Origin of the sequence: Massilia agrisoli (assembly GCF_020831365.1) — a bacterium.
Taxonomy (GTDB): domain Bacteria; phylum Pseudomonadota; class Gammaproteobacteria; order Burkholderiales; family Burkholderiaceae_D; genus Telluria_A; species Telluria_A agrisoli.
Map to the genome: position 1 here is coordinate 296,278 of NZ_JAJHPV010000012.1, position 22,846 is coordinate 319,123.

Below are 22,846 nucleotides of genomic sequence, written 5' to 3' on the forward strand. Positions count from 1 at the left end.
GTTTACTCCACTGTTGCTCTAGCCCAAGAGGTTACCCTCAGTTAAGGCTGTCGTCTACGCCTGAATTTGCCGGACTTGCTCAAAAAAGCAAACTGCTGCGCAAGCCGCAACATTTAGGGACTCAACCTGGCCCAAATGGGGAATCACCACCTGCTGGGTGGCCATGTTCAGCAAATCGTCGGCGACGCCCTGCCCTTCATGGCCGAAGATCCAGGCGACCGGCTGGCGCAGGTCGGCGTCGTAGACGCGCTGGGTGGCATAGCCGCTGGTGGCCAGGACGGCAATCTTCGATGGCGCGATCAGCGAAGCCAGGTCGACGTTCTCGTAGATGTCGACGACAAAATGGGCGCCCATCGCGGCGCGCAGCACTTTTGGCGACCAGCAGAATGCGGTGCCGCTGCTGCAGAACACCTGGGTGATGCCAGCCGCCGCCGCGCTGCGCAGGATCGAGCCGACATTGCCCGGGTCCTGCACGTTATCGAGCAAAACCGCGTTGACTGTCAGCGTGGCCGGCAGCTCGCTCGACGGCGTCTCGATCAGGAACATCAGGCCGACGCCGTGTTCGACCTGGCTGACGGTGTTGTACAGCGCGTCCGGCAGCGCGGTCACGTGCGCGTGCTGGTTCTCGCAGCGCATGACGATGTCCGCGACCTCCGGGTTGGCCAGCGCGCTTTCGCTGACGATGCATTGCAGCGGCGCGCCGCGCATGTCAAGCCAGGCTTGCGCCAGGTGCACCCCGTCGAGCAAGGTGCGGCCGGCCTTGCGGCGTGCCTGCGAGCTGGTCGCAAGGTGCTTGAGTTCCTTGTACAGCGGGTTGTCGCGCGACGTGATGGTCTTCATTCTTCAACTTCCATCGCGAAATCGAATGCCAGCGTCTCGCCTATGCCGAGCGCTGCCCGCACGGGCGCGAACGAGCGGCGGTGCACCGGGCACGGGCCGTGCTCGCGCAGGCGCTCCATGTGCATCGCGGTGCTGTAGCCCTTGTGCTGGTCGAAACCGTACTGTGGGTACTGCTGGTGCAGCGTCACGAGGGCGGCGTCGCGCGCTGTCTTGGCCAAAATCGATGCGGCGGAAATCGCGTGCACCTTGTCGTCGCCTTCGATGATCGGGTGGCAGCGAATGGTCATTACCGGGCTGCGGTTGCCGTCGATGAGCGCAACGGTCGGTATCGTCGCCAGCGCTTCGACCGCACGGCGCATCGCCAGCATGGTCGCCTGCAGGATGTTGATGGCGTCGATCTCTTCATGCGAGCACTCGGCGATCGCCCACGCCAGCGCGTTGGCCTTGATCAGCGGGGCCAGTTCGTCGCGCCGCTCGGCGGTCAGCTTTTTGGAGTCGCGCAGGCCGAGGATCGGGCGTTCCGGATGCAGGATCACCGCCGCGGCGAACACCGGCCCGGCCAAGGGGCCACGTCCGGCTTCGTCGACGCCGCAGACGATATCTTCAGGCGTAAACGGCAGCGCGTTCTTCTTCAGCCCAGGGTAAAAATTGACTTTCTTGGTTCTCATGATGCCTTGGACGATTGTATGACGCGCATGACGGCGGCGGCGCTTTCTTCCGCGCTGTTGCGCAGCAGGCTGTGATGCATGTCGGTGAAGCGCTGGACCAGCTTCAGTCGGCCCGGCACGTCTTCGAGCTGCTTCCACACCGCGTCGGCCAGCGCTTCGGGCGTGGCCGCGTGCTGCAAAAATTCGGGGACCAGGAACTCGCGCGCCAAAATGTTCGGCAAGCCGATCCACGGCTGGTAGCCCATGTGGCGCATGATCTCCCACGATGCGCGCATCACCTTGTAGGCAATGACCATCGGCTTCTTGAACAGCGCCACTTCCAGCGTGGCTGTACCGGAGGCCACCAGCACCGCATCGGCGGCGGCAATCGCGGTATGCGACTGGCCGTCGACCAGGTCGATCTGCACGTCCGCCAGCCCGGCCTCCTGCACCAGCTGGGTGAAGTACTGGCGCTGGCGCTCGCCGGCCATCGGCACCACAAAGCGCAGGGCCGGGTCGCGTTTGGCCAGCAGGCTGACGGCCGCCACAAACGGCGCAGCCAGGTATTTGAGCTCGCCCATGCGGCTGCCCGGCATTACCGTCACCACCCGCGCATCCTCCGGAATGCCCAGCACGCGGCGCGCGGCTGCTTCGTCTGGCTCCATCGGGATCATCTCGGCCAGCGGATGGCCGACATAGGTCACGGGCACGCCAGCCTGCTTGTAGATCTCTTCCTCGAACGGGAAGATCACCAGCATGTGCGACACGGCTTTCTGGATCTTCTTGATGCGCCCGCCGCGCCAGGCCCAGATCTGCGGGCTGACAAAGTGCATGGTCGGGATGCCGGCTTCGCGCAGTTGCATTTCAAGGCCGAGGTTAAAGCCGGGATAGTCGGCGCCGATGAACACGTCCGGCTTCTCGGCGATCAGCCGGTCGCGCAGCGCGTTCTGGATGCCCTTGATTTCGCGGTAGCGCGGGATGATCTCGAACAGGCCGCGCACGGTCAGGGTATCCATCGGCACGTCCGACACAAAGCCTTGCTCGGCCATGCGCGGGCCGCCAATGCCATGGAAGCGTGCTTCGGGAAGATGCGGGCGCAGGCCGGCCAGGAGGCGGCCTGCGAGCATGTCGCCGGACACCTCGCCGGCGACGACGGCGACCGTTATGTCAGCGGACGATGCCACGGGTAGCGCTACCCAGGAAGTCCAGCATCGCGCCGACCTGCGGCGCGGCGTCCGGCGTATCGCCCTGCAGCTTCGCCAGTTCCGCCTTGGCCTCGTCGAGCGTGAGGTTGTTACGGTAGATCAGCTTGTAGGCTGCGCGGATGCCGTCGATCTGGGCGCGCGTAAAGCCGCGCCGCTTCAGGCCTTCGATGTTCACGCCGCGCGCGCCCGCCGGGTTGCCCGACACGAGCACGAACGGCGGCACGTCCTGCGTCAGGCTGGTGTACATGCCGACGAACGCGTGCGCGCCGATTTTGCAGAACTGGTGCACGCCGGCGTAGCCGGACATGATCGCCCAGTCGCCCACTTCAACGTGGCCGGCCAGCTGCGCATTGTTCGAGAAGATGGTGTTGCTGCCGACCTGGCAGTCGTGCGCCAGGTGGACGTAAGCCGAAATCCAGTTGTCGTTGCCGAGGCGCGTTACGCCCTTGTCCTGGGTGGTGCCCAGGTTGAAGGTGCAGAACTCGCGCACGGTGTTGCGGTCGCCGACTTCAAGCCGGGTCGGTTCGCCCGCCCACTTCTTGTCCTGCGGCGCGGCGCCGATGGACGAGAACTGGAAGAACTTGTTGTCTTCGCCGATCGTCGTGTGGCCTTCGATGACCACATGCGGGCCGACCACGGTGCGCGCGCCGATCTGCACGTTCGGGCCGATGATCGAATACGCGCCGACTTCAACGCTGCTGTCGAGCTGCGCCTTCGGGTCGACAATGGCGGTTGGGTGAATCATCGTCATTTACTGCCCCGCTGGCTTGCTCGCGTCGTCGGTGGCGCGAATGGTGCACATCAGTTCAGCTTCGAGCGCCACCGCGCCGTCCACGCTGCCTACTGCCTTGTACTTCCAGATGCCGCGCGATACGCGCAGGATCTCGACGTCCATCTTCAGCTGGTCGCCGGGACCCACCGGGCGCTTGAAGCGCGCGTTGTCGATGCCGACAAAATAAACCACCGAGTTTTCGTCCGGCTTGACGCCCATGGTCAGGAACGACAGCAGCGCGGCGGTCTGCGCCAGCGCTTCGATCATCAACACGCCAGGCATGACCGGCTTGTGCGGGAAGTGGCCGTTGAAGAATTCTTCGTTGACGGTGACATTCTTGATCGCGGTGATCGACTTGTTCGCTTCCCAGGTCAGCACGCGGTCGACCAGCAGCAGCGGATAACGGTGCGGCAGCAGCGCCTTGATCTGGCAAATGTCGAGGGTCTTGTTTTCGGTAGTGGTCATTTTTGTTCTGTCAGGGTTTTAATTGTTTTTTCCAGCGCGCGGATTTTATCGCGCATTGTGTCCAGGTTGCGAACGATCGCCGCAGTTTTTTCCCAGTCGGCGTTTTTCGCCAGCGGATAGAAGCCGGTGTACTGGCCCGCTTCCGCAATCGAGCGCGAGACCATGCTGCCCGATGAGATATGCACGTGGTCGGCAATCGTCAGGTGGCCCAGCACCATCGCCGCGCCGCCGAAGGTGCAGTACTTGCCGATCTTTGCGCTGCCGGCCACGCCGACGCAGCCGGCCATCGCGGTGTGCGCGCCGATGTGGCAGTTGTGTCCAATCTGGATCTGGTTATCGAGCTTGACGCCGTCTTCGATGATGGTGTCGGCCAGCGCGCCGCGGTCGATGGTCGTGTTGGCGCCGATGTCGACGTCGTCGCCGATCACCACGCGGCCGGTCTGCGGAATCTTGATGTACACGCCGCCTTCATTGGCAAAGCCAAAGCCGTCAGTGCCGATCACCGCGCCCGAGTGGATGATCCCGCGCGCGCCGATCTGGCAGCCGGCATGGAAGGTCACGTTGGCAAACAGCCTGGTTTCGGCGCCGATGACGGCGTCGCGGCCGACGAAGCAGCCAGCGCCAATCACTGCGCCGGCGCCGACGGAGGCGCCCTCTTCGACCGTCGCATTCGGGCCTACGTGGGCCGACGGATCGACCCTGGCGCTGCCCGCGACATAGGCGCTCGGATGCACGCCGGCCGCAGGCACGAACGCCGTCAGCGCTTCGAAATACTGCGCCGCGCGGGCAAAGTAAGCATACGGATTCTTGGTGACGATGCGCGCACCCGGGTAGGTGGCGCCGACCGTTTCGCTGTCGCTTGGTGCCAGGATCAGGGCCGCGGCCCCGCTTTGCGCGGCTTGTGCGCGCAGTTTGCTATTGCTTAGGAAGCTGATGTGCGAAGCGCCCGCATCGGCCAGCGGCGCGATGCCCGTGACTTCGATATTCGGGTCACCCGCCAGCTCACCGCCCAAGCGTTCGACCAATTCACCCAGTCGAGTGCCCATCTGGTATTTCCTGTTTCTGTTATTTGTCGAGTTGCTGCAAGATCTTGTCGGTGATGTCGATCCGCGGATTGTGCCATCCGGCTTCGTAGATCACGACGTCAAGCTGCTCCTGTGCGGCGATCTGTTCGATGATCTTGTACGCTTTGGTTGCGATGTTGGCGCGTTCTTCGTTCTTGCGCTGCATCAGGTCTTCACGGTACTCGCGCTGCTTGCGCTGCACGTCTTTTTCCATGTCGATCAGCTCGCGCGTGCGGCGGGTGCGGTCCATCTCGGTCATCTTGGGCGCTTCGCGCTCGAACTTCTCGGCCAGCGCGCGCACGCTGCCGATCTGTTCGTTGATCGACTTGTCGCGCTTGGAGAATTCGGCTTCGATGCGCTCGTCGGCCTTCTTCGCCAGCTTCGATTCGGTCATCAGGCGCTCGGTCGCCACGTAAGCGATGCGGCTGCCGGCCATCTGCGCCTGCGCCTGGGCGAGCGGAATGGCGCACAGCGCGAACAGCAGCAGCTGTTTCGACATTGAGGTAAAGGCAGTTTTCAACTTGTTCTCCGCAATCTGAATTGAAACGTCGCTAAATCAGAACCCGGTACCCATCTGGAACTGGAAGCGCTCCAGGCGGTCGCCCGGCTTTGCGTTCAAAGGCTTAGCATAACTCAACTTGAGCGGGCCCACCGGCGAAATCCAGCTGACGCCAAGGCCGGTCGAGAAGCGCAGCTCATTGGCGCGGATGGTCTGGCCTTCCTGGTAGACCTGGCCGGCGTCGAGGAAGCCGAACCAGCGCAGGCTGCGGTCGGGACCGCCGCCAGGGAATGGCATCTGCAGTTCGGCGTTACCGATCACGCGCACCGCGCCGCCCAGGGCGTCGTAGGTGAGCGGATCGACGATACCGAGCGACGAGCTGACATAGCCGCGCACCGAACCGATGCCGCCGCCGTAGAAGTTTTTGAAGACCGGGTACTTGTTACCGCGCAGGCCATGGCCGTAATCGAGCTCGCCCTTGAGCGCGAGGGTAACCATGCTGGTGAGGGGCTTGTAGTACTGCTGCTCGTACACCGCGCGGTAGTACTTGGCGTCGCCGAACAGGTCAACCTCGAGGTTGGCGCGCTGGTAGCGGCCGCGGGTTGGCGTGATCGCGCTGTCGCGGCTGTCGCGGCCCCACGCTGCGGTCAGCGGGAAGGCGTTGGTGGTGGCCGTGCCGATGCCGTCCGGCGAATCGCCGAAGTCGCGCACGTATTCCTTGAAGCGGGTCGGGCTGGTGATATCGGTTTCGATCTGGGTGCGTTCCAGGCCGGCGCCGAAGTAGACGGTATCGTATTCGGAGAACGGCACACCGAACGACAGGCGGCCGCCGGTCTGTTTGACGGTGTAGCTGCCGATGTTCAGCGCAGGCGGGCGCATGGTGCGCAGGTACAGTTCGAACGAGCGCGATACGCCGTCGTCCGTGAAGTACGGATTGGTGTGCGAGAACGCGATCGTACGCAGGTAGCGGCTGGTGTTCAGCTCGAGGCCGACGGTGTTGCCGCTGCCGGCGAAGTTGGCCTGCTGGATCGACGCCGTGAAGGTGAACTTCTCGGCCTGCGAGAACGCGCCGCCGATCATGAAGTTACCGGTCGGCTTCTCAACCACGGTCAGGTTGACGTCGACCTGGTCGGTCGTGCCCTGCGCTTCCGGCGTGTCGATCGTCACGTCCTTGAAGTAGCCGAGGCGGTCGACGCGGTCGCGCGACATCTTGATCTTGTTCGCGTCGTACCACGAACCTTCAAACTGGCGGAACTCGCGGCGGATCACTTCATCGCGGGTGACGGTGTTACCGGCGATGTTCATGTGGCGCACGTAGGCGCGCTTGCCCGGATCGACAAAGAAGGTAAATGCGACTTCGCGCTTTTCGCGGTCCAGTTCCGGGTTGGCGTTCACGTTGGCGAACGCGTAGCCGAAGGTGCCCATGCGGTCGGCGATCAGCTTGTTGCTGAGGGTGAGCAGTTCGCCCGAGTAGGCCTTGCCCGGCTTGAGCAGGATCAGCGACTTGATTTCATCTTCGCGGCCGAACATCTCGCCTTCGACCTTCACGCCCGAGACAGTGTACTTCTCGCCCTCGGTGATGTTGATGGTCAGGTAGATGTCCTTCTTGTCCGGCGTGATCGAAACCTGGGTCGATTCGACGTTCGCTTCGAGGTAGCCGCGGTTCAGGTAGAACGACTTGATCGCCTCGATGTCGCCGGTCAGCTTGGTCTTCGAATACTGGTCGGCCTTGCTGTACCAGGTGAACCAGCCGCTCGTATCGAGCTGCAGCTGCTGGCGCAGTTCCTTGTCCGAGAAGGTCTTGTTGCCGACAATGTTGATCTGCTTGATGCGCGCGACTTCGCCTTCGTCGATGTTGAACATGACGGTGACGCGGTTACGTTCGATCGGGGTGATGGTGGTCGTGATCTTCACGCCATACAGGCCGTGCGACAGGTACTGGCGCTTGAGCTCCTGCTCGGCGCGGTCGACCGAGGCCTTGTCGAAGATCTTCGCTTCGCCGACGCCGATTTCGCGCAGCGCCTTGACCAGGATATCTTCTTCGAATTCCTTGGCGCCGGTGAAGTCGACCTTGGCGATTGCCGGGCGTTCCTCGACCAGCACGACCAGCACGCCGTTGTCGACTTCGAGGCGGACGTCCTTGAAGAAGCCAGTGGCGTACAACGCCTTGATCGCGGCAATGCTCTTGTCATCGTTGAAGGTTTCGCCGACGCGGACAGGCAGGTAACTGAAGACGGTGCCGGCTTCGGTGCGCTGGATACCTTCGACGCGAATGTCCTTGACCACGAACGGGGCAACTGCGAAAGCAGGTCCGGCGCACAGCACCACAACGGCGGCGCCGATCAGGCTGCGGCGAAAGAAAGGCAATGCGAAACGATCAGATTGTAATTTCATCGGCTAAATCAAAGGGTCGATCAATAGGCACAATACGTTATTCAAAGGTTGCAGGCGCGGGCTTTACAGCAGCCGCGCCACGTCGTTGAAGACGGCTAGCGCCATCAGCATCACCAGCATGGCGACGCCAGCGCGCTGCGCAAATTCGGCGATCCGCTCCGGCAAGGGGCGGCCGGTCAAAACTTCCAGCGAATAATACAGCAAAAGGCCACCATCCAGAACCGGAATTGGTAACAGATTCATCACACCAAGGCTGATGCTGATGGAGGCGATGAAGATCAGGAAGGTCACTACGCCCATGCGTGCGGTCTGCCCCGCGTAATCGGCAATCGTGATCGGCCCGGTGACGTTCTTCAGCGAGACTTCGCCGGTGATCATCTTGCCGATCATCTTGACTGTCATTGCGCTGGTGTCCCAGGTCTTGCGAACGGCCTTGCCCAGCGCCTCCACCGGGCCCGACGCGTTGGTCACCATGTCGGGCACCAGCGCCACTTCGGCCTTGATGCGGCCATGGCCGGTTGCCGGGTCGCGCTCGGGCAGCACGGGAATCGTAAACAGCCGCCCGCCGCGGTTCACATCGACCTGCACGGTGCGGCCGCCGGCCGGGCGCAGCGCTTCGATGAAGGCGATGCCGTCGGGGACTGGCTTGCCGTCGACCGCGACCACCAGGTCGCCGGTCTCCAGGCCCGCGCGTTCGGCCGCGCCGCCCGGCAGGATTTTGCCCAGCACAGGCGCCGGCCGCGCCACCGTGATGCCGACCGCGCCTAGCAGGTCGGCATCCGGGTCGAGCCCATCGAAGGATGCGGCAGGCAGCTCCACGTCGACGCGGCCCTGCGACGGGCGCTCGACTTCCAGGCGCACGTCGCGCTTGTCGAGGGCAGACGAAATGACTTCCCAATTGAGTTCGGACCAGGCCCCAACCGGCTCGCCATTGACGGCGACGACCTGGTCGCCGCCGCGCAGGCCGGCCTGCCAGGCTGGCGTGGTTTCAGCCATGAAGCGGATGCGGGTGCCTGGTTCGGCGATGCCGTGCATGAACAAGCCGGCAAACACCACGATGGCGAGGATGAAGTTGGCAAGCGGGCCGGCAGCCACGATGGCGATGCGCCGCCACACGCTCTTGCGGGTGAATTCGTGCTGCTCGTCGCCGGGAGCCAGGGGCGGCGCATCCGGGTCGCGGCTGTCGAGCATCTTGACGTAGCCGCCCAGCGGCAGCGCCGACACCGCCCACTCGGTCTGGTCGCGGCCGAAGCGGCGCGACCACACCACCTTGCCCATGCCGACCGAGAAGCGCAGCACTTTCACGCCGCACAGCCGCGCAACCGCGTAGTGGCCGAGTTCATGGAAGATGATCAGCGGCCCCAGTGCCAGCAAGAACGCGAGCACTGTCTGGATGAAGTTCATCGCTGTATGCCTGAGATGATGGCTTCGGCGGCGCTGCGCGCCCTTGCGTCCTGCGCCATGACGGCCTCGATGCTGCTGGCCGCGCCGTGGTCGTTTTCATGCATGACCCGGGCGATGACACGGTCGATGTCGCGGAAACCGATGCGGTGTTCGAGGAATGCCTGCACAGCCACTTCGTTGGCGGCATTAAGCAGCGCCGGCGAGGTGCCGCCCGCCTCAAGCGCTTCGAAAGCGAGCGCCAGGCACGGGAAGCGCTGGTAGTCCGGCTTTTCAAACTGCAGGGTGCCGATGGCGGTCAGGTCAAGCTGCCCTACCCCGGACTCGATCCGCTCCGGGAAGGCCAGCGCGTTGGCGATCGGGGTGCGCATGTCCGGGTTGCCCAGCTCCGCGATCACGGAACCGTCGATGTAGGACACCATCGAATGGATCACGCTTTGCGGATGGATCACCACCTCGATCTGGCTGGCCGGCGCGCCAAACAGCCAGTGCGCCTCGATCACTTCGAGGCCCTTGTTCATCATGGTGGCCGAGTCGACCGAGATCTTGCGGCCCATGACCCAGTTCGGGTGCTTGCAGGCCTGGTCCGGCGTCACGGCGTCGAGCGTTTCAACCGCGCGCGCCAGGAACGGGCCGCCGGAGGCTGTCAGCAAAATCTTGGCGACACCTGCGCCGCGCGGTGAACGCGCATACGACTGGGGCAGCGACTGGAAGATCGCATTGTGCTCGCTGTCGATCGGCAGCAGCGTCGCGCCGTTCTGCTCGACCGCGTCCATGAACAGCTGGCCGGACATGACCAGCGCTTCCTTGTTCGCCAACAGGATCTTCTTGCCCGCCCTGGCCGCGGCCAGGGTTGGCGCCAGGCCGGCTGCGCCGACGATGGCAGCCATCACGGTATCGGTGTTGGGGCTGGAGGCTACTGCGCACAGCGCTTCTTCGCCGTAAGCGACTTCGGTGCGCAGGCCTTTTTCGCGCAGCAGCTGCGACAGTTTTTGCGCGGCCCCGGCGCTGCCAACGACGGCGTGCGCTGGCCGGAACTGCTCGCACTGGGCGGCCAGTTCGTCGACCTTTGCGTGCGCGGTCAGTGCGAAGACCTTGTACTTGTCAGGGTGACGCGCGAGCACGTCCAGCGTCGACACGCCGATCGAGCCGGTCGCGCCAAGGATTGTAATGCTTTGCATAGTGCGCCTTTTCAGAGCCAGGCGTCGATCAGCGCGGCGAATGGAAGTACCGGGACCAGTGCGTCGATCCTATCGAGCACGCCGCCGTGGCCAGGCAGCAGATTGCTGCTGTCCTTGACGCCGGCGCGGCGCTTGAGCATCGATTCGAACAGGTCGCCGACCACGCTGGCGGCCACGATGACGACCAGGATCGCCATGGCGGCAAGCCAGCCGCGCGCGGCCTGGAGTTTGACCACGAAGGTGTCAGCCACCATCGGGCTGTCGGACAGGATGAGCGCTGCGGAGAACAGCAGCACGGCGATGCCGCCGCCGATCGCACCTTCCCATGATTTACCCGGGGAGATGGACGGCGCCAGCTTGCGCTTGCCGAAGGCTTTGCCCGAGAAGTAGGCGCCGATATCGGCCACCCACACAAGAGCCATCACCGACAGCAGGAAGATTGGCGAGTGCTGGTAGAACACCACCATCGCGGCGAAGCAGCCGACCAGCGACAGGCCATAGACGGTGCCGAGCAGCGTATTGCCGATGCCTTGCGGCGGCGGCAGGCCATGGCCGAGCGCAGGCACGAAGCGCACCAGCCAGATGGCGGCGCACAGCGCAAACCAGAATTGGGTCGACTGGTTGGACTGGAACAGGAAGGTGTAGGCAAAGGCGGCGCCCCAGAACAGCGCAATGGCGAAAGCCTGCTTTTTCGACGAACCGAAAAGCTGGAAGGCTTCCCACACTGCGGCGACCAGGAACAGCACGATGGCGGCGGCGAACAGCGGATAGTAGCCGCCGAACAGGACGCCGAGCAGCGCGACGAGCAAGATGACGGCGGTGATGACGCGGGTTTTCAGCATTATGCGCTCTCTCCCGCCAGTTGGTCGCCGGTGCGGCCGAAGCGGCGTTCGCGCGCCTGGTACGACGCGATGGCGGCGTCGAGCGCATCGACGTCGAAGTCGGGCCAGTAGGTATCGGTGAAGTACAGCTCCGAGTAGGCGAGCTGCCACAGCAGGAAGTTGGAAATACGCTCTTCGCCGCCGGTACGGATGAACAGGTCGGGCTCGGGCGCGTAGGCCATGGCCAGGTGCTCGGCTAGCTGTTCTTCGGTAAATTCGGTGGCGCCAGGGTGGGCGGCGACCATCTTGCCGGTGGCCTGCATGATGTCCCAGCGGCCGCCGTAGTTGGCGCAGACGGTGACGGTCAGGCGGGTGTTGTTGGCGGTGCGGCGTTCGGCTGCGGCGATCATCTCCTGCAGCTTGACGTCGAAGCGCGACAGGTCGCCGACCACCTTCAGGCGGATGTTATTTGCGTGCATCTTCGACACTTCGCGTTCCAGCGCCGTGACAAAAAGGCGCATCAGCAGCGACACTTCTTCTTCGGGACGGCGCCAGTTCTCGGACGAGAAGGCGAACAGGGTCAGGTACTCGATGCCGCGCAGCGCGCAGGCTTCCACGACGCCGCGCACGGCTTCGACGCCCTTGACATGACCGGCCACGCGCGGCATGAAGCGTTTGGTCGCCCAGCGGCCGTTGCCGTCCATGATGATGGCAACGTGGCGCGGCATTTTCGCCACTTCAGGGACAGCTGTCGTCGAACTTTTGAAAATCATAGATCCTGGGGCCAAAAAAAACGTAGGGCGGATAAGCTCAAAGAGCGCATCCGCCGAGCATGCGTCAAGGCGACCCGACCGGGGTACGAACCGCCAACATGCGATTATTACACGGTCAGGACTTCTTTCTCTTTTTCGGCGACGGTCTTGTCGATCTCGACGACGAACTTGTCGGTCAGCTTCTGGATCTCGTCCGATGCGCGGCGCTCTTCGTCTTCGGAGATGGCCTTGTCCTTCACCAGCTTCTTGAGCGATTCGTTAGCGTCGCGGCGGATGTTACGCACGGCGATCTTGGCGTCTTCCGCTTCGCCCTTGCACAGCTTGACCATCTCCTTGCGGCGCTCTTCGGTCAGCGCCGGGGTCGGCACGCGGATCATGTCGCCCTGCGACGATGGGTTCAGGCCCAGGTCGGAGTCGCGGATCGCCTTTTCGATGGTGCTGGCCATCTTCTTTTCGAACGGCTGCACGCCGATGGTGCGGGCGTCGACCAGGGTCAGGTTGGCGACCTGGCTCAGCGCGGTCGGCGAACCGTAGTATTCGACCATGATGTGGTCGAGGATACCGGTGTGGGCACGGCCGGTGCGGACCTTGGCCAGGTCGGCCTTGAGGGTCTCGATCGACTTGTTCATGCGGTCTTGCGCGCTCTTCTTAACGTCAGCGATAGTCATGCTGCTCTCCTGTATTCGGTGATTATTGTTTGGTTGCTTCTTAAACGTGTACCAGCGTGCCTTCGTCTTCGCCCATCACGACGCGCATCAGCGCGCCCGGCTTGACGATCGAGAAGACCTTGATTGGCAGCTTCTGGTCGCGGCACAGCGCGAACGCGGTGGCGTCCATCACCTGCAAGTGCTTGGCGATCGCTTCGTCGAAGTTGATCGACTCGTAGCGGGTGGCGCCCGGGTCCTTCTTTGGATCGGCAGTATATACGCCATCGACCTTGGTTGCCTTGAGGACGATCTCGGCGCCGATCTCGGAGCCGCGCAGCGCGGCGGCGGTATCGGTGGTGAAGAACGGGTTGCCGGTGCCGGCGGCGAAGATGACGACCTTGCCCTCTTCCAGGTACTGCAGCGCCTTCGGGCGCACGTACGGCTCGACGACCTGCTCGATGCCGATCGCCGACATCACGCGCGCGGTGATGCCCACGTGGCGCATCGCGTCGGCCAGTGCCAGCGCGTTCATCACGGTGGCCAGCATGCCCATGTAGTCGGCGGTGGCGCGGTCCATACCCTGCGCGCCAGGCGCGACGCCGCGGAAGATGTTGCCGCCGCCGATGACCACTGCCAGTTCTACGCCCGCTTTCGCCACTTCCGCCACGTCGGCGACCATGCGCTCGATCGTTGCGCGGTTGATGCCATAGGCATCATCACCCATCAGAGCTTCGCCAGACAGTTTCAGGAGTACGCGTTTGTAGGCTGGTTTTGACATGTGTGGGCTCCTAAAATGACGGTTTTATTCGGGTCCGGCCCGCAGCGGCAGTCAAGGCCGCCATCCAGGCCTCACCCGCCAGTGCTGGCAGGTGGCATGAGTTAAAAAAACGGGCCTTCCGGCCCGCTTTCCAAACTTACTGCTTCGAAGCAGCCATTTGCGCAGCAACTTCTGCCGCGAAATCGTCCTGCTTCTTCTCGATGCCTTCGCCAACAACATACATCGTGAACGCTTTCACGGTGGTGTTCTTTTCTTTCAGCATCTGTTCGATCGACTGCTTGTCGTTCTTGACGAACGCCTGGTTCAGCAGCGATACCTCTTTCAGGTACTTCTGTACCGAACCTTCGAGGCGCTTGGCCAGGATTTCCGGCGACTGGGCTGGCTTGCCTGCGGCAGCAGCTGCGTCAGCGTCTTCCTGTGCTTTCAGTGCAGCAACCGAACGCTCTTTTTCGATCAGTTCAGCTGGCACTTCGTTCGACGACAGTGCAACTGGCTTCATGGCAGCGATGTGCATTGCCACGTCCTTGCCGACCTGTTCGTCCGCGCCTTCGAACTCTACCATGACGCCGATACGGGTGCCGTGCAGGTACGAAGCGAGCTTGCCGGTGGTCTCGAAACGCTGGAAGCGGCGGATCGACATGTTTTCGCCGATTTTACCGATCAGTGCGGAACGCACTTCGTCCAGGGTCTTGCCGTCCAGCGGCAGCGCCAGCAGGGCTGCGACGTCAGCAGGGTTGTGCTCGGCGACCAGCTTGGCTGCGTTTGCTGCCAGTGCCAGGAAGTCGTCGTTCTTGGCAACGAAGTCGGTCTCGCTGTTTACTTCGACCAGGGCGCCAACATTGCCGCTGATGTAAGATGCTACCACGCCTTCCGCGGTGATTCGTGCCGACGCTTTCGATGCCTTGCCGCCCAGCTTGACGCGCAGGATCTCTTCCGCACGGCCCATGTCGCCTTCGGCTTCGGTCAGTGCTTTTTTGCATTCCATCATCGGCGCATCGGTCTTGGCGCGCAGTTCGCCAACCATTGCTGCAGTAATCGCTGCCATAAGATTCTCCTAAATTGTTACGTATTCTGTTTAAAAAAAAGGGGGAGCTGATGCCACCCCTTTTTCTACGTGATCAGCAGGTTGCCCTGCCGCCAGTTATGCCTGCTCGGAAACTTCGACGAACTCGTCCGACGACTTAGCCATCTGAACGACTTCGTTGGTCGCGTTAGCGCGGCCTTCGAGGATCGCGTCAGCTACGCCGCGGGCGTACAGGGTGATTGCCTTCGAGGAGTCATCGTTACCTGGGATAACGTGGGTCACGCCTTCTGGCGAGTGGTTGGTATCAACCACGCCGATGACTGGGATGCCCAGCTTGCCAGCTTCGGTGATCGCGCCCTTGTGGTAGCCGACGTCGACGACGAAGATAGCGTCAGGAACGCCGCCCATGTCCTTGATGCCGCCGATGGCCTTCTGCAGCTTGACCATTTCGCGCTGGAACATCAGGTTTTCTTTCTTCGACAGCTTCTCAGCCGAACCGTCTTCGATTGCAGCTTCCATGTCCTTCAGGCGCTTGATCGAGGTCTTGATCGTCTTGAAGTTGGTCAGCATGCCGCCCAGCCAGCGCTGGTCAACGAAAGGAACGCCAGCACGAGCAGCTTCAGCAGCGATGATGTCGCGAGCCTGGCGCTTGGTACCAACCATCAGGATCGTGCCGCGGTTAGCGGAGATCTGCTTGATGGTCTTCATTGCTTCCTGATACATACCCATCGTCTTTTCCAAGTTGATGATATGGATCTTGTTGCGGTGGCCGAAGATGAAAGGAGCCATCTTTGGGTTCCAGAAACGGGTTTGGTGACCGAAGTGGACACCGGCTTCCAGCATTTCACGCATTGTTACGGACATGTAATTCTCCAGGGTTGGGTCTGGAATCCGGCCAGTCACCTCGAGGGCACCCTTTGAGGCCGGATTCGCGATTTAACAAGTATTTTGACAACATTGCCTGAAAACGTAAATCAAGCAACCCGAGATTCTAGCCGGTTTTGGACATGTTTTCAAGTACCGCGTGCAGTGAAGGACATGCATATGCCCCTTCGGGCGGTTCCCGCTTTTCCACCATGCAGCCTACCTGATGCCCTACGATCACTTATAATGTGCTCATTCCCGATTTAACCGCTTTTTGTCGATTGCGACCCTTATGTCCACCATTTCCATCAAAACCCCCGAAGAAATCGAAGGCATGCGCCTCGCTGGCCGCCTTGCTTCCGAAGTCCTCGATTACATCACTCCCTTCGTCAAGAACGGCGTCACCACCGGCGAACTCGATCGCCTGTGCCACGAATACATGGTCAACGTGCAGGGTACCGTGCCGGCGCCGCTGAACTACTGCCCGCCCGGCTACACCCCGTACCCGAAGGCCATCTGCACCTCGGTCAACGACGTGATATGCCATGGCATCCCGGGCGACAAGGTCCTCAAGAACGGCGACGTGGTCAACCTCGACATCACCGTCATCAAGGACGGCTACCACGGCGACAACAGCCGCATGTTCTTCATCGGCGAACCGTCGATCCTGGCGCGCCGCCTGTCCGAAGTGACCTACGAGTGCATGTGGCTCGGCATTTCCAAGGTCCGTCCTGGCGCTCACCTGGGCGACATCGGCCACGTGATCCAGCAGCACGCCGAAAAGAACGGCTACAGCGTGGTGCGCGAATTCTGCGGCCACGGCATCGGCAAGGTGTTCCACGAAGAGCCGCAGGTGCTGCACTACGGCCGCCCGGGCACGCTGGAAAAGCTCGAAGCGGGCATGATCTTCACGATCGAGCCGATGATCAACGCCGGCCGCCGCGACATCCGCGAAATGGGCGATGGCTGGACCATCAAAACCAAGGACCGCAGCCTGTCGGCGCAGTGGGAACACACCATCCTGGTAACCGAAACGGGCTATGAAGTGCTGACCCAGTCGGCCGGTACGCCTCCTCCGCCAGCCATTATCAACGCCCCGGCGCAAGCGGTAGCGGCGTAAAAGCCATGCCAGCGGCGGTGCACAAGAGCGAAACGCGCGACCTGCTTAAGCAAAGGCTGAAGGCGGACCGCGCGCAGCTTATCGCCGCGTTCAGGGAAGACAACAAGCCCGAAAAGCTACTGCGCAGCCTGCGCCAGAGCGTCGACGCGGTCCTCACCGAAGCGTGGAACGCCTCCGGCCTGCCGCCCGAGGCCGCACTGGTCGGCGTGGGCGGCTATGGCCGCGGCGAGCTTTTCCCGTTTTCCGACGTCGACCTGCTGATCCTCCTGGCCGAACCGGCCAACGCGCTGACCCAGGCCCGCCTTGAAGGCCTGGTACAGCTGCTCTGGGACCTTGGGCTGGAGATTGGCCACAGCATCCGCACCGTCGACGAGTGCCTGGTCGAATCCGAGGCCGACATCACCGTCCAAACCAGCCTGCTGGAAGCGCGCCTGATCACGGGCGGCGCCGCCGTCTTCGAAGAACTCCAGCAGCGCTACAGCGAAGCGATGGACGCGCAAGCCTTCTTCCAGGCCAAGATGGCCGAGATGCGCCTGCGCCACGCCAAGTACGAAGACACCGCCTTCAGCCTGGAGCCGAACTGCAAGGAGAGCCCGGGCGGCCTGCGCGACCTGCAGGCGATCCTGTGGGTCGCCAAGGCGGCGGGGCTTGCCAATTCGTGGGGCCAGCTGGCCTTGCGCGGCCTGATTACCCAGACCGAGGCGCGCCAGCTGATGGAGAAGGAAAGCGCCTTCAAGGACATCCGCATCCGCCTGCACCTGCAAGCCAACCGCCGCGAAGACCGCCTGCTGTTCGACCTGCAGACCCCGATCGCCGAAACCTTCGGCCTGAAGACGACCGGCGAAGGCGCCCACGTGCGCCGCGCCAGCGAATACCTGATGCAGCGCTACTACTGGGCCGCCAAGACAGTCACGCAGCTCAATACCATCCTGCTGCAGAACATCGAGGCCCAGCTGTTCCCCCAGGACTCGGTGCCTGAAGCGATCAACGAGCGCTTCGACGACGTCGGCGGCTTCATCGACATCACCGACGACAATACCTTCGAGACGACGCCCTCCTCCATCCTTGAGATGTTCGTGCTGATGACCGAGCGGCCCCACCTGAAGGGCATGACGGCGCGGACCATGCGCGCGCTGTGGCACGCTCGCTCGCTGATCGACGCCGAGTTCCGCGCCGACCCGGTCAACCGCGCCAATTTCCTGCGCATCCTGCAGGCGCCGGTCGGCCTGGTGCACGCGCTGCGCCGCCTGAACGACACCGGCGTGCTGGGACGCTACCTGCCAAGCTTCCGGCCGATCATCGGCCAGATGCAGCACGACCTGTTCCACGTCTACACGGTGGACCAGCACATCATGATGGTGGTGCGGAATATGCGCCGCTTCACGATGACCGAACACGCCCATGAATACCCTTTCTGCAGCCAGCTGATCGCCAACTTCCCGCGCTCATGGCTGCTGTACGTCGCGGCGCTGTTCCACGACATCGCCAAGGGACGCGGCGGCGACCACTCGATCCTCGGCGTCGCCGATGCGGTGCAGTTCTGCGAAGAGCATGGCCTCAGCGCGGAAGACACCGAGCTGGTGGCCTTCCTGGTACGCGAGCACCTGGTGATGTCGACCGTCGCGCAAAAGCAGGACATGTCGGACCCCGACGTCATCCAGGCCTTTGCCAACCTTGTCAAAGATGAGCGCCACCTGACCGCGCTGTACCTGCTGACTGTCGCCGACATCCGCGGCACCAGCCCGAAGGTATGGAACGCATGGAAGGCCAAGCTGCTGGAAGACCTGTACCGCATCACGCTGCGCGTGCTGGGCGGCGAACCGCCGTCGGCCGACCGTGAGCTGAAGAACCGCCAGGTCGAAGCAATGGCCACCCTGCGCCTGTTCGGCCTTGCGCCCGACGCGCACGAAGCCCTGTGGGCGCAGCTGGACATGGCCTACTTCCTGCGCCACGACGCCTCCGACATCGCCTGGCAAACTCGGTCGCTGTACGACCGCATCGACAGCGAGCGGCCGGTGGTCAAGTGCCGCCTGGCGCCAATTGGCGAGGGCCTGCAGGTGACGGTGTACGTGAAGGACCAGCCCGACCTGTTCGCGCGCATCTGCAGCTACTTCGACCGCAAGAACTTCAGCATCCTCGATGCCAAGATCCACACCACGCGGCACGGCTACGCGCTCGACACCTTCCTCGTCACCGAGCAGAATTTCGCCAAGAGCTACCGCGACATCATCAACCTGATCGAGCACGAAATCTGCGACCTGCTGGTGTCCCAGACGCCGCTGCCGGCGCCGTCGCGCGGACGGCTGTCACGGCTGTCGCGCACCTTCCCGATTGCCCCGACTGTCGACCTGCGGCCCGACGAGCGTGGCCAGTACTACCTGCTGTCGATTGCCGCCAACGACCGCACCGGCCTGTTGTACTCGATTGCCAACGTGCTCACGCGCTACCGCATCAACGTCCACACGGCCAAGATCATGACCCTCGGCGAGCGGGTGGAAGACGTCTTCCTCATCGACGGCGCGGTACTCAACAACGCGCGCAACCAGATCCAGCTTGAGACCGACCTGCTCGACGCCCTCAAAGTTTAAACAAGCACTCCAAAAGTAAAGAACACGATGACTGAATTAGTACGCCTTTCGAAACGCATGTCCGAACTCGGGCTTTCTTCGCGCCGCGAAGCAGATGAATGGATCGCCCGCGGCTGGGTGCGCGTCGATGGCCAGGTGGTGTCGGAACTGGGCAGCAAGGTACTGCCGCACCAGAAGATCACTGTTGAACGCCAGGCCGCGGCGGAGCAGTCCAAGCGCGTGACCATCCTGATCAACAAGCCGATGGGCTATGTCAGTGGCCAGGCCGAAGACGGCTACACGCCGGCGGTCGCGCTGATCAAGCCGGAGAACCGCTGGGAAGACGATCCATCGCCCGAGCAGTTCCACCCAACCCAGCTGCGTAGCCTCGTGCCTGCGGGCCGGCTCGACATCGACTCGGTGGGCCTGTTGATCCTGACCCAGGACGGGCGCGTGGCCAAGACGCTGATCGGCGAGACCACCACCGTCGAAAAAGAATACCTGGTGCGCGTCGAGTACACCAAGGAAGGCAAGCTGCCCGAGTCCGACCTGAAGAAGCTGTGCTTCGGCCTTTGGATGGACGGCAAGCCGCTGCTGCCGGCCAAGGTGCGCTGGCAGAACGACGACCAGCTGAGCTTCACCCTCAAGGAGGGCAAGAAGCGCCAGATCCGCCGCATGTGCGACATGGTGGGCCTCAAGGTGGTCGGCCTGAAGCGCGTCCGCATCGGCAAGGTCAAGCTGGGCGACCTGCCGGTCGGTAAATGGCGCTACCTGCGACCAGACGAACAGTTTTGATTCCCGTTTTAGATTCGGAGACTTGATGCGTAAATTCCCTGTACTTGCTGCCGGCGTAATCCTGGCCAGCCATGCGGCTATCGCTGCTGCCCAAACCGTCACCGAAGCGCCGCTGCGCGCCCACCTGGCCTTCCTCGCCGACGACCTGCTCGAAGGCCGCGGAACCGGCCAGCGCGGCGGAGAACTCGCCGTCAAGTACCTTGAAACGCAGGCCGCCATCATTGGCCTCAAGCCTGCGGTGGGCAACAGCTACCGCCAGCCGGTCAAGATCGTTGGCAGCAAAACGCTGCCAACGAGCGTGGTGAAATTCGAGGCCCGCGGCAAGGCCATTGCCCCCGTGCTGGGCAAGGACATCGTGTTCGGCAACGCGAACGACGCGCCTGAGACGCGCTTCGAGGCGCCGATGGTCTTCGTTGGCTACGGCATCGATGCGCCGGGCGAAAAGTGGAATGACTTCGCCGGCGCCGACGTCAAGGGCAAGGTCGTGGTCATGATGGTCAACGACCCGAAGCCGACCGTCGCGGAACCGAACCGCTTCGGCGGCAAGTCGCTGACCTGGTACGGCCGCTGGATCTACAAGTTCGAAGAAGCCGTACGCCAGGGCGCGGCCGGCGTGCTGCTGATTCACACGACGGAATCGGCCTCGTACCCATGGAGCGTACCCGCCAACGGCTTCGCCCGCGAACAGTTCCGCCTCGCCGGCAAAGGCAATGCGATGCAAGGCTGGATCACCGAAGACATGGCGCGCACCCTGTTCGCGGCCGGCGGACATGACCTTGACGCACTGCGCGCGAAAGCGGAAGTGCGCGGCTTCAAGCCGGTGGACCTGAACGCGAAGGCCACGGTGGCCATCGACAGCAAGCACCGCAACATCGAAGAAACCAATGTGGCCGGCATCGTGCCGGGCACCGATCCGAAGCTGAAGGACCAGGCGGTAATCTACTCGTCGCACTGGGACCACCTCGGCAAGCTGGAAGTGCCGGGCCAGCCCGACCACATCTGGAACGGCGCCATCGACAATGCATCGGGCAGCGCTGCCCTGCTGGCCATGGCACAGGCGGCAGTCGCCAAGCCAGCCAAGCGCACGCAGATCTTCCTGTGGACGGCGGCCGAGGAACAGGGCCTGATCGGTGCCACCGGGTACACCCGCAACCCGATCTGGCCATTGGCGAAAACCGCAGCGGACCTGAACCTCGACAGCCTGAATTTCGTTGGCCGCACGCGCGATATCGGCGTGGCTGGTTCGGAGCGCAGCAGCCTGCACGCCAGCGCGGCCAAGGTAGCAAAGGCGATGGGCCTGCGCCTGGCGCCGACCGTGCCGGACCTGGGCGGCGCCTTCTTCCGCGCCGACCACTTTGCGTTCGCCAAGGCCGGCATCCCGGCGTTCAATGTCGGTTCGGCCGTGTTCTCGGGCGACGGCTCGTTCGACTTCGAGCACGACCACTCGGCGTCTAGCCAGAAGATGGTCGGCTTCACCAAGCACTACCACCAGGTCAGCGACGAATACAACCCGGCGTGGAACCTGTCGGGCATGGTGCAGCAGGCGCAGTTCACGCTGAACCTCGGCTACGAGGTGGCGAACGCGTCGGCAATGCCGACGTGGAATAAAGGTGAAGCGTTTGGGGAAGTGAAGCGCTGACACCCGCGCGCGTCACGCCTCTTTTTTCTGGATGTGCCAGAATGACCACGGTCCACACATCCAGAATCAGGAGAAAACGATGAACGAACGCATCACGATCGACACGCCGGATGGAAGCTTCGGCGCCTACGTTGCCAAGCCTGCGGCGTCGCCCGCTCCCGCCATTGTCGTCATCCAGGAAATCTTCGGCATCAATGCCGACCTGCGCGAAACCTGCGACCAGCTGGCCGCACAGGGCTTCATTGCGATCTGCCCTGACCTGTTCTGGCGCATGCAGCCTGGCGTCGAGCTGACCGACCAGAGCAAGGAAGATTGGGCAAAGGCGATGGAGTTCTACCAGAAGTTCGACATCGACAAAGGTGTCGAAGACATTGGCGCAGCGTTGCAGGCGGCGCGTACCTACGCTGGCTCCAATGGCAAGGTCGGCGTGATGGGGTTCTGCCTGGGCGGCCTGATGACCTTCCTGACGGCGGCCCGCAAGGATCCCGATGCCGCCGCGGCGTATTACGGCGGCAGGACCAATGAGTTCGCCGGTGAGTTCAAGTCGGTGTCATGCCCGATGATTATGCATCTTGGCGAAGCGGACGAATACATTCCACCTCCGGCGCGTGAGCAAATCACCAAGGCGGCACAGGCGCATGCAAATGTCACTGTGTACACCTATGCGGGACAGAACCATGCGTTCGCGCGGCACAAGGGCACGCATTACGATGCTGCGTCGGCGAAGCTGGCCAATCAGCGCACCTACGACTTCTTCAAGAAGCACCTCGGCTGATCGGCGAATTCGGCGGATGCGCGCCAGCGGTTATCCGCCCTACCGATCCGGACAACCGTAGGGCGGATAAGCGCGCAAGCGCGCATCCGCCGAACTCAGAACAGCTTGAACTTCAGCTGTAGCGATATCCCGCCGTGCAAGCGGTTCTTGTACGTCGGGATCACCGCCAGGTTCACGCCTACCCGCTTATACTCGTACGTCGCTGCCGGGATCAGGGCCGGGAACCATCCGCCGTCGCGCATGTTCGGATACCCGTCGAACGCACCTACCACCGCCCCCAGCTTCACGCCACGGTACGTCCACGGCTGGTAATACACACCCACGTACTTCGAGTGCTCGCGGTCGCTGTTATAAAAGCGTCCCGCCGTCACCGCGGCGACATCCGAAAACCGGTACTCGATACCGACACCGGGATTCTGCCCGTTGAGGTCCTTGTCGCTCTGGAAGTGGTAGGTCGCAAACCCGGTCGCGAGCCACAGCTCGCTGCGCTTGCCGTCGTCCTGCTTTTGCTCCTGCGCATTCGCCTGGGCGCACAGCAGCAATGCCATCGCAATGGCGGTCTTCTTCATCATGTT

General features: G+C 62.9%; 22 protein-coding genes. 5 read left to right on the forward strand and 17 right to left on the reverse strand.

Translation table 11 applies throughout. The annotated features are described in order from the left end of the window. Positions 1-54: 54 nt before the first annotated feature. The 16 genes from LMJ30_RS08755 to rpsB form a co-directional block, all read right to left on the reverse strand. Entirely contained in the window at positions 55-840 is a 786-nt protein-coding gene (locus tag LMJ30_RS08755) for a TrmH family RNA methyltransferase (protein WP_229431958.1), read from the reverse strand. Beyond that, on the reverse strand, positions 837-1,508 hold the full coding sequence (gene rnhB, locus LMJ30_RS08760) for a ribonuclease HII (protein ID WP_229431959.1): 672 nt from the start codon (positions 1,506-1,508) through the stop codon (positions 837-839). Before rnhB ends, LMJ30_RS08755 begins: the two co-directional genes overlap by 4 nt. Then, on the reverse strand, positions 1,505-2,671 hold the full coding sequence (gene lpxB / locus LMJ30_RS08765; protein ID WP_229431960.1) for a lipid-A-disaccharide synthase: 1,167 nt from the start codon (positions 2,669-2,671) through the stop codon (positions 1,505-1,507). Before lpxB ends, rnhB begins: the two co-directional genes overlap by 4 nt. Further along, the gene (gene lpxA, locus LMJ30_RS08770; protein WP_229431961.1) at positions 2,655-3,443 is read right to left on the reverse strand and encodes an acyl-ACP--UDP-N-acetylglucosamine O-acyltransferase; all 789 of its coding nucleotides are present in this window, start codon (positions 3,441-3,443) and stop codon (positions 2,655-2,657) included. Before lpxA ends, lpxB begins: the two co-directional genes overlap by 17 nt. Beyond that, on the reverse strand, positions 3,444-3,929 hold the full coding sequence (gene fabZ / locus LMJ30_RS08775) for a 3-hydroxyacyl-ACP dehydratase FabZ (protein WP_169463752.1): 486 nt from the start codon (positions 3,927-3,929) through the stop codon (positions 3,444-3,446). Beyond that, on the reverse strand, positions 3,926-4,975 hold the full coding sequence (lpxD, locus tag LMJ30_RS08780) for a UDP-3-O-(3-hydroxymyristoyl)glucosamine N-acyltransferase (RefSeq protein WP_229431962.1): 1,050 nt from the start codon (positions 4,973-4,975) through the stop codon (positions 3,926-3,928). Before lpxD ends, fabZ begins: the two co-directional genes overlap by 4 nt. 19 nt (positions 4,976-4,994) lie before the next feature. Continuing rightward, positions 4,995-5,513 (reverse strand): OmpH/Skp family outer membrane protein, encoded by a 519-nt coding sequence (locus LMJ30_RS08785; RefSeq protein ID WP_229431963.1) that lies wholly within the window; start codon positions 5,511-5,513, stop codon positions 4,995-4,997. 36 nt (positions 5,514-5,549) lie between these two features. Continuing rightward, positions 5,550-7,886, reverse strand: a complete 2,337-nt coding sequence (bamA, locus tag LMJ30_RS08790) for an outer membrane protein assembly factor BamA (RefSeq protein WP_229431964.1) — start codon at positions 7,884-7,886, stop codon at positions 5,550-5,552. A gap of 63 nt (positions 7,887-7,949) precedes the next feature. After that, positions 7,950-9,290, reverse strand: a complete 1,341-nt coding sequence (gene rseP / locus LMJ30_RS08795) for an RIP metalloprotease RseP (RefSeq protein WP_229431965.1) — start codon at positions 9,288-9,290, stop codon at positions 7,950-7,952. Then, entirely contained in the window at positions 9,287-10,468 is a 1,182-nt protein-coding gene (ispC, locus tag LMJ30_RS08800; RefSeq protein WP_229431966.1) for a 1-deoxy-D-xylulose-5-phosphate reductoisomerase, read from the reverse strand. Before ispC ends, rseP begins: the two co-directional genes overlap by 4 nt. An 11-nt stretch (positions 10,469-10,479) precedes the next feature. After that, on the reverse strand, positions 10,480-11,310 hold the full coding sequence (locus tag LMJ30_RS08805) for a phosphatidate cytidylyltransferase (protein WP_229431967.1): 831 nt from the start codon (positions 11,308-11,310) through the stop codon (positions 10,480-10,482). Beyond that, on the reverse strand, positions 11,310-12,062 hold the full coding sequence (gene uppS, locus LMJ30_RS08810) for a polyprenyl diphosphate synthase (protein ID WP_229431968.1): 753 nt from the start codon (positions 12,060-12,062) through the stop codon (positions 11,310-11,312). The genes LMJ30_RS08805 and uppS overlap by 1 nt, the downstream gene beginning before the upstream one ends. A gap of 107 nt (positions 12,063-12,169) precedes the next feature. Then, complete coding sequence (frr, locus tag LMJ30_RS08815; RefSeq protein ID WP_229431969.1) at positions 12,170-12,730, reverse strand: ribosome recycling factor; 561 nt, start codon at positions 12,728-12,730, stop codon at positions 12,170-12,172. Between the two features lie 40 nt (positions 12,731-12,770). Continuing rightward, entirely contained in the window at positions 12,771-13,487 is a 717-nt protein-coding gene (pyrH, locus tag LMJ30_RS08820; protein WP_229431970.1) for a UMP kinase, read from the reverse strand. 136 nt (positions 13,488-13,623) lie between these two features. Further along, the gene (tsf, locus tag LMJ30_RS08825; protein WP_229431971.1) at positions 13,624-14,532 is read right to left on the reverse strand and encodes a translation elongation factor Ts; all 909 of its coding nucleotides are present in this window, start codon (positions 14,530-14,532) and stop codon (positions 13,624-13,626) included. A gap of 96 nt (positions 14,533-14,628) precedes the next feature. Then, complete coding sequence (gene rpsB, locus LMJ30_RS08830; RefSeq protein WP_229431972.1) at positions 14,629-15,375, reverse strand: 30S ribosomal protein S2; 747 nt, start codon at positions 15,373-15,375, stop codon at positions 14,629-14,631. Positions 15,376-15,667: 292 nt separating this feature from the next. On the opposite strand from rpsB, the gene map reads away from it, so the two are divergent. The 5 genes from map to LMJ30_RS08855 all read left to right on the forward strand — a co-directional run bounded on the left by map (position 15,668) and on the right by LMJ30_RS08855 (position 22,271). Further along, positions 15,668-16,495, forward strand: a complete 828-nt coding sequence (gene map / locus LMJ30_RS08835; RefSeq protein WP_229431973.1) for a type I methionyl aminopeptidase — start codon at positions 15,668-15,670, stop codon at positions 16,493-16,495. Positions 16,496-16,500: 5 nt separating this feature from the next. Further along, entirely contained in the window at positions 16,501-19,083 is a 2,583-nt protein-coding gene (locus tag LMJ30_RS08840) for a [protein-PII] uridylyltransferase (RefSeq protein WP_229431974.1), read from the forward strand. A gap of 27 nt (positions 19,084-19,110) precedes the next feature. After that, positions 19,111-19,857, forward strand: a complete 747-nt coding sequence (locus LMJ30_RS08845; RefSeq protein ID WP_229431975.1) for a pseudouridine synthase — start codon at positions 19,111-19,113, stop codon at positions 19,855-19,857. 25 nt (positions 19,858-19,882) lie between these two features. Beyond that, positions 19,883-21,496: a M28 family peptidase gene (locus LMJ30_RS08850; protein WP_229431976.1), complete on the forward strand. Its 1,614-nt coding sequence runs from the start codon at positions 19,883-19,885 to the stop codon at positions 21,494-21,496. Positions 21,497-21,575: 79 nt separating this feature from the next. Further along, on the forward strand, positions 21,576-22,271 hold the full coding sequence (locus LMJ30_RS08855; protein WP_229431977.1) for a dienelactone hydrolase family protein: 696 nt from the start codon (positions 21,576-21,578) through the stop codon (positions 22,269-22,271). A gap of 95 nt (positions 22,272-22,366) precedes the next feature. Here LMJ30_RS08855 and LMJ30_RS08860 read toward each other — a convergent pair whose 3' ends face one another. Beyond that, entirely contained in the window at positions 22,367-22,843 is a 477-nt protein-coding gene (locus LMJ30_RS08860; RefSeq protein ID WP_229431978.1) for a hypothetical protein, read from the reverse strand. Between the last annotated feature and the right edge of the window lie 3 nt (positions 22,844-22,846).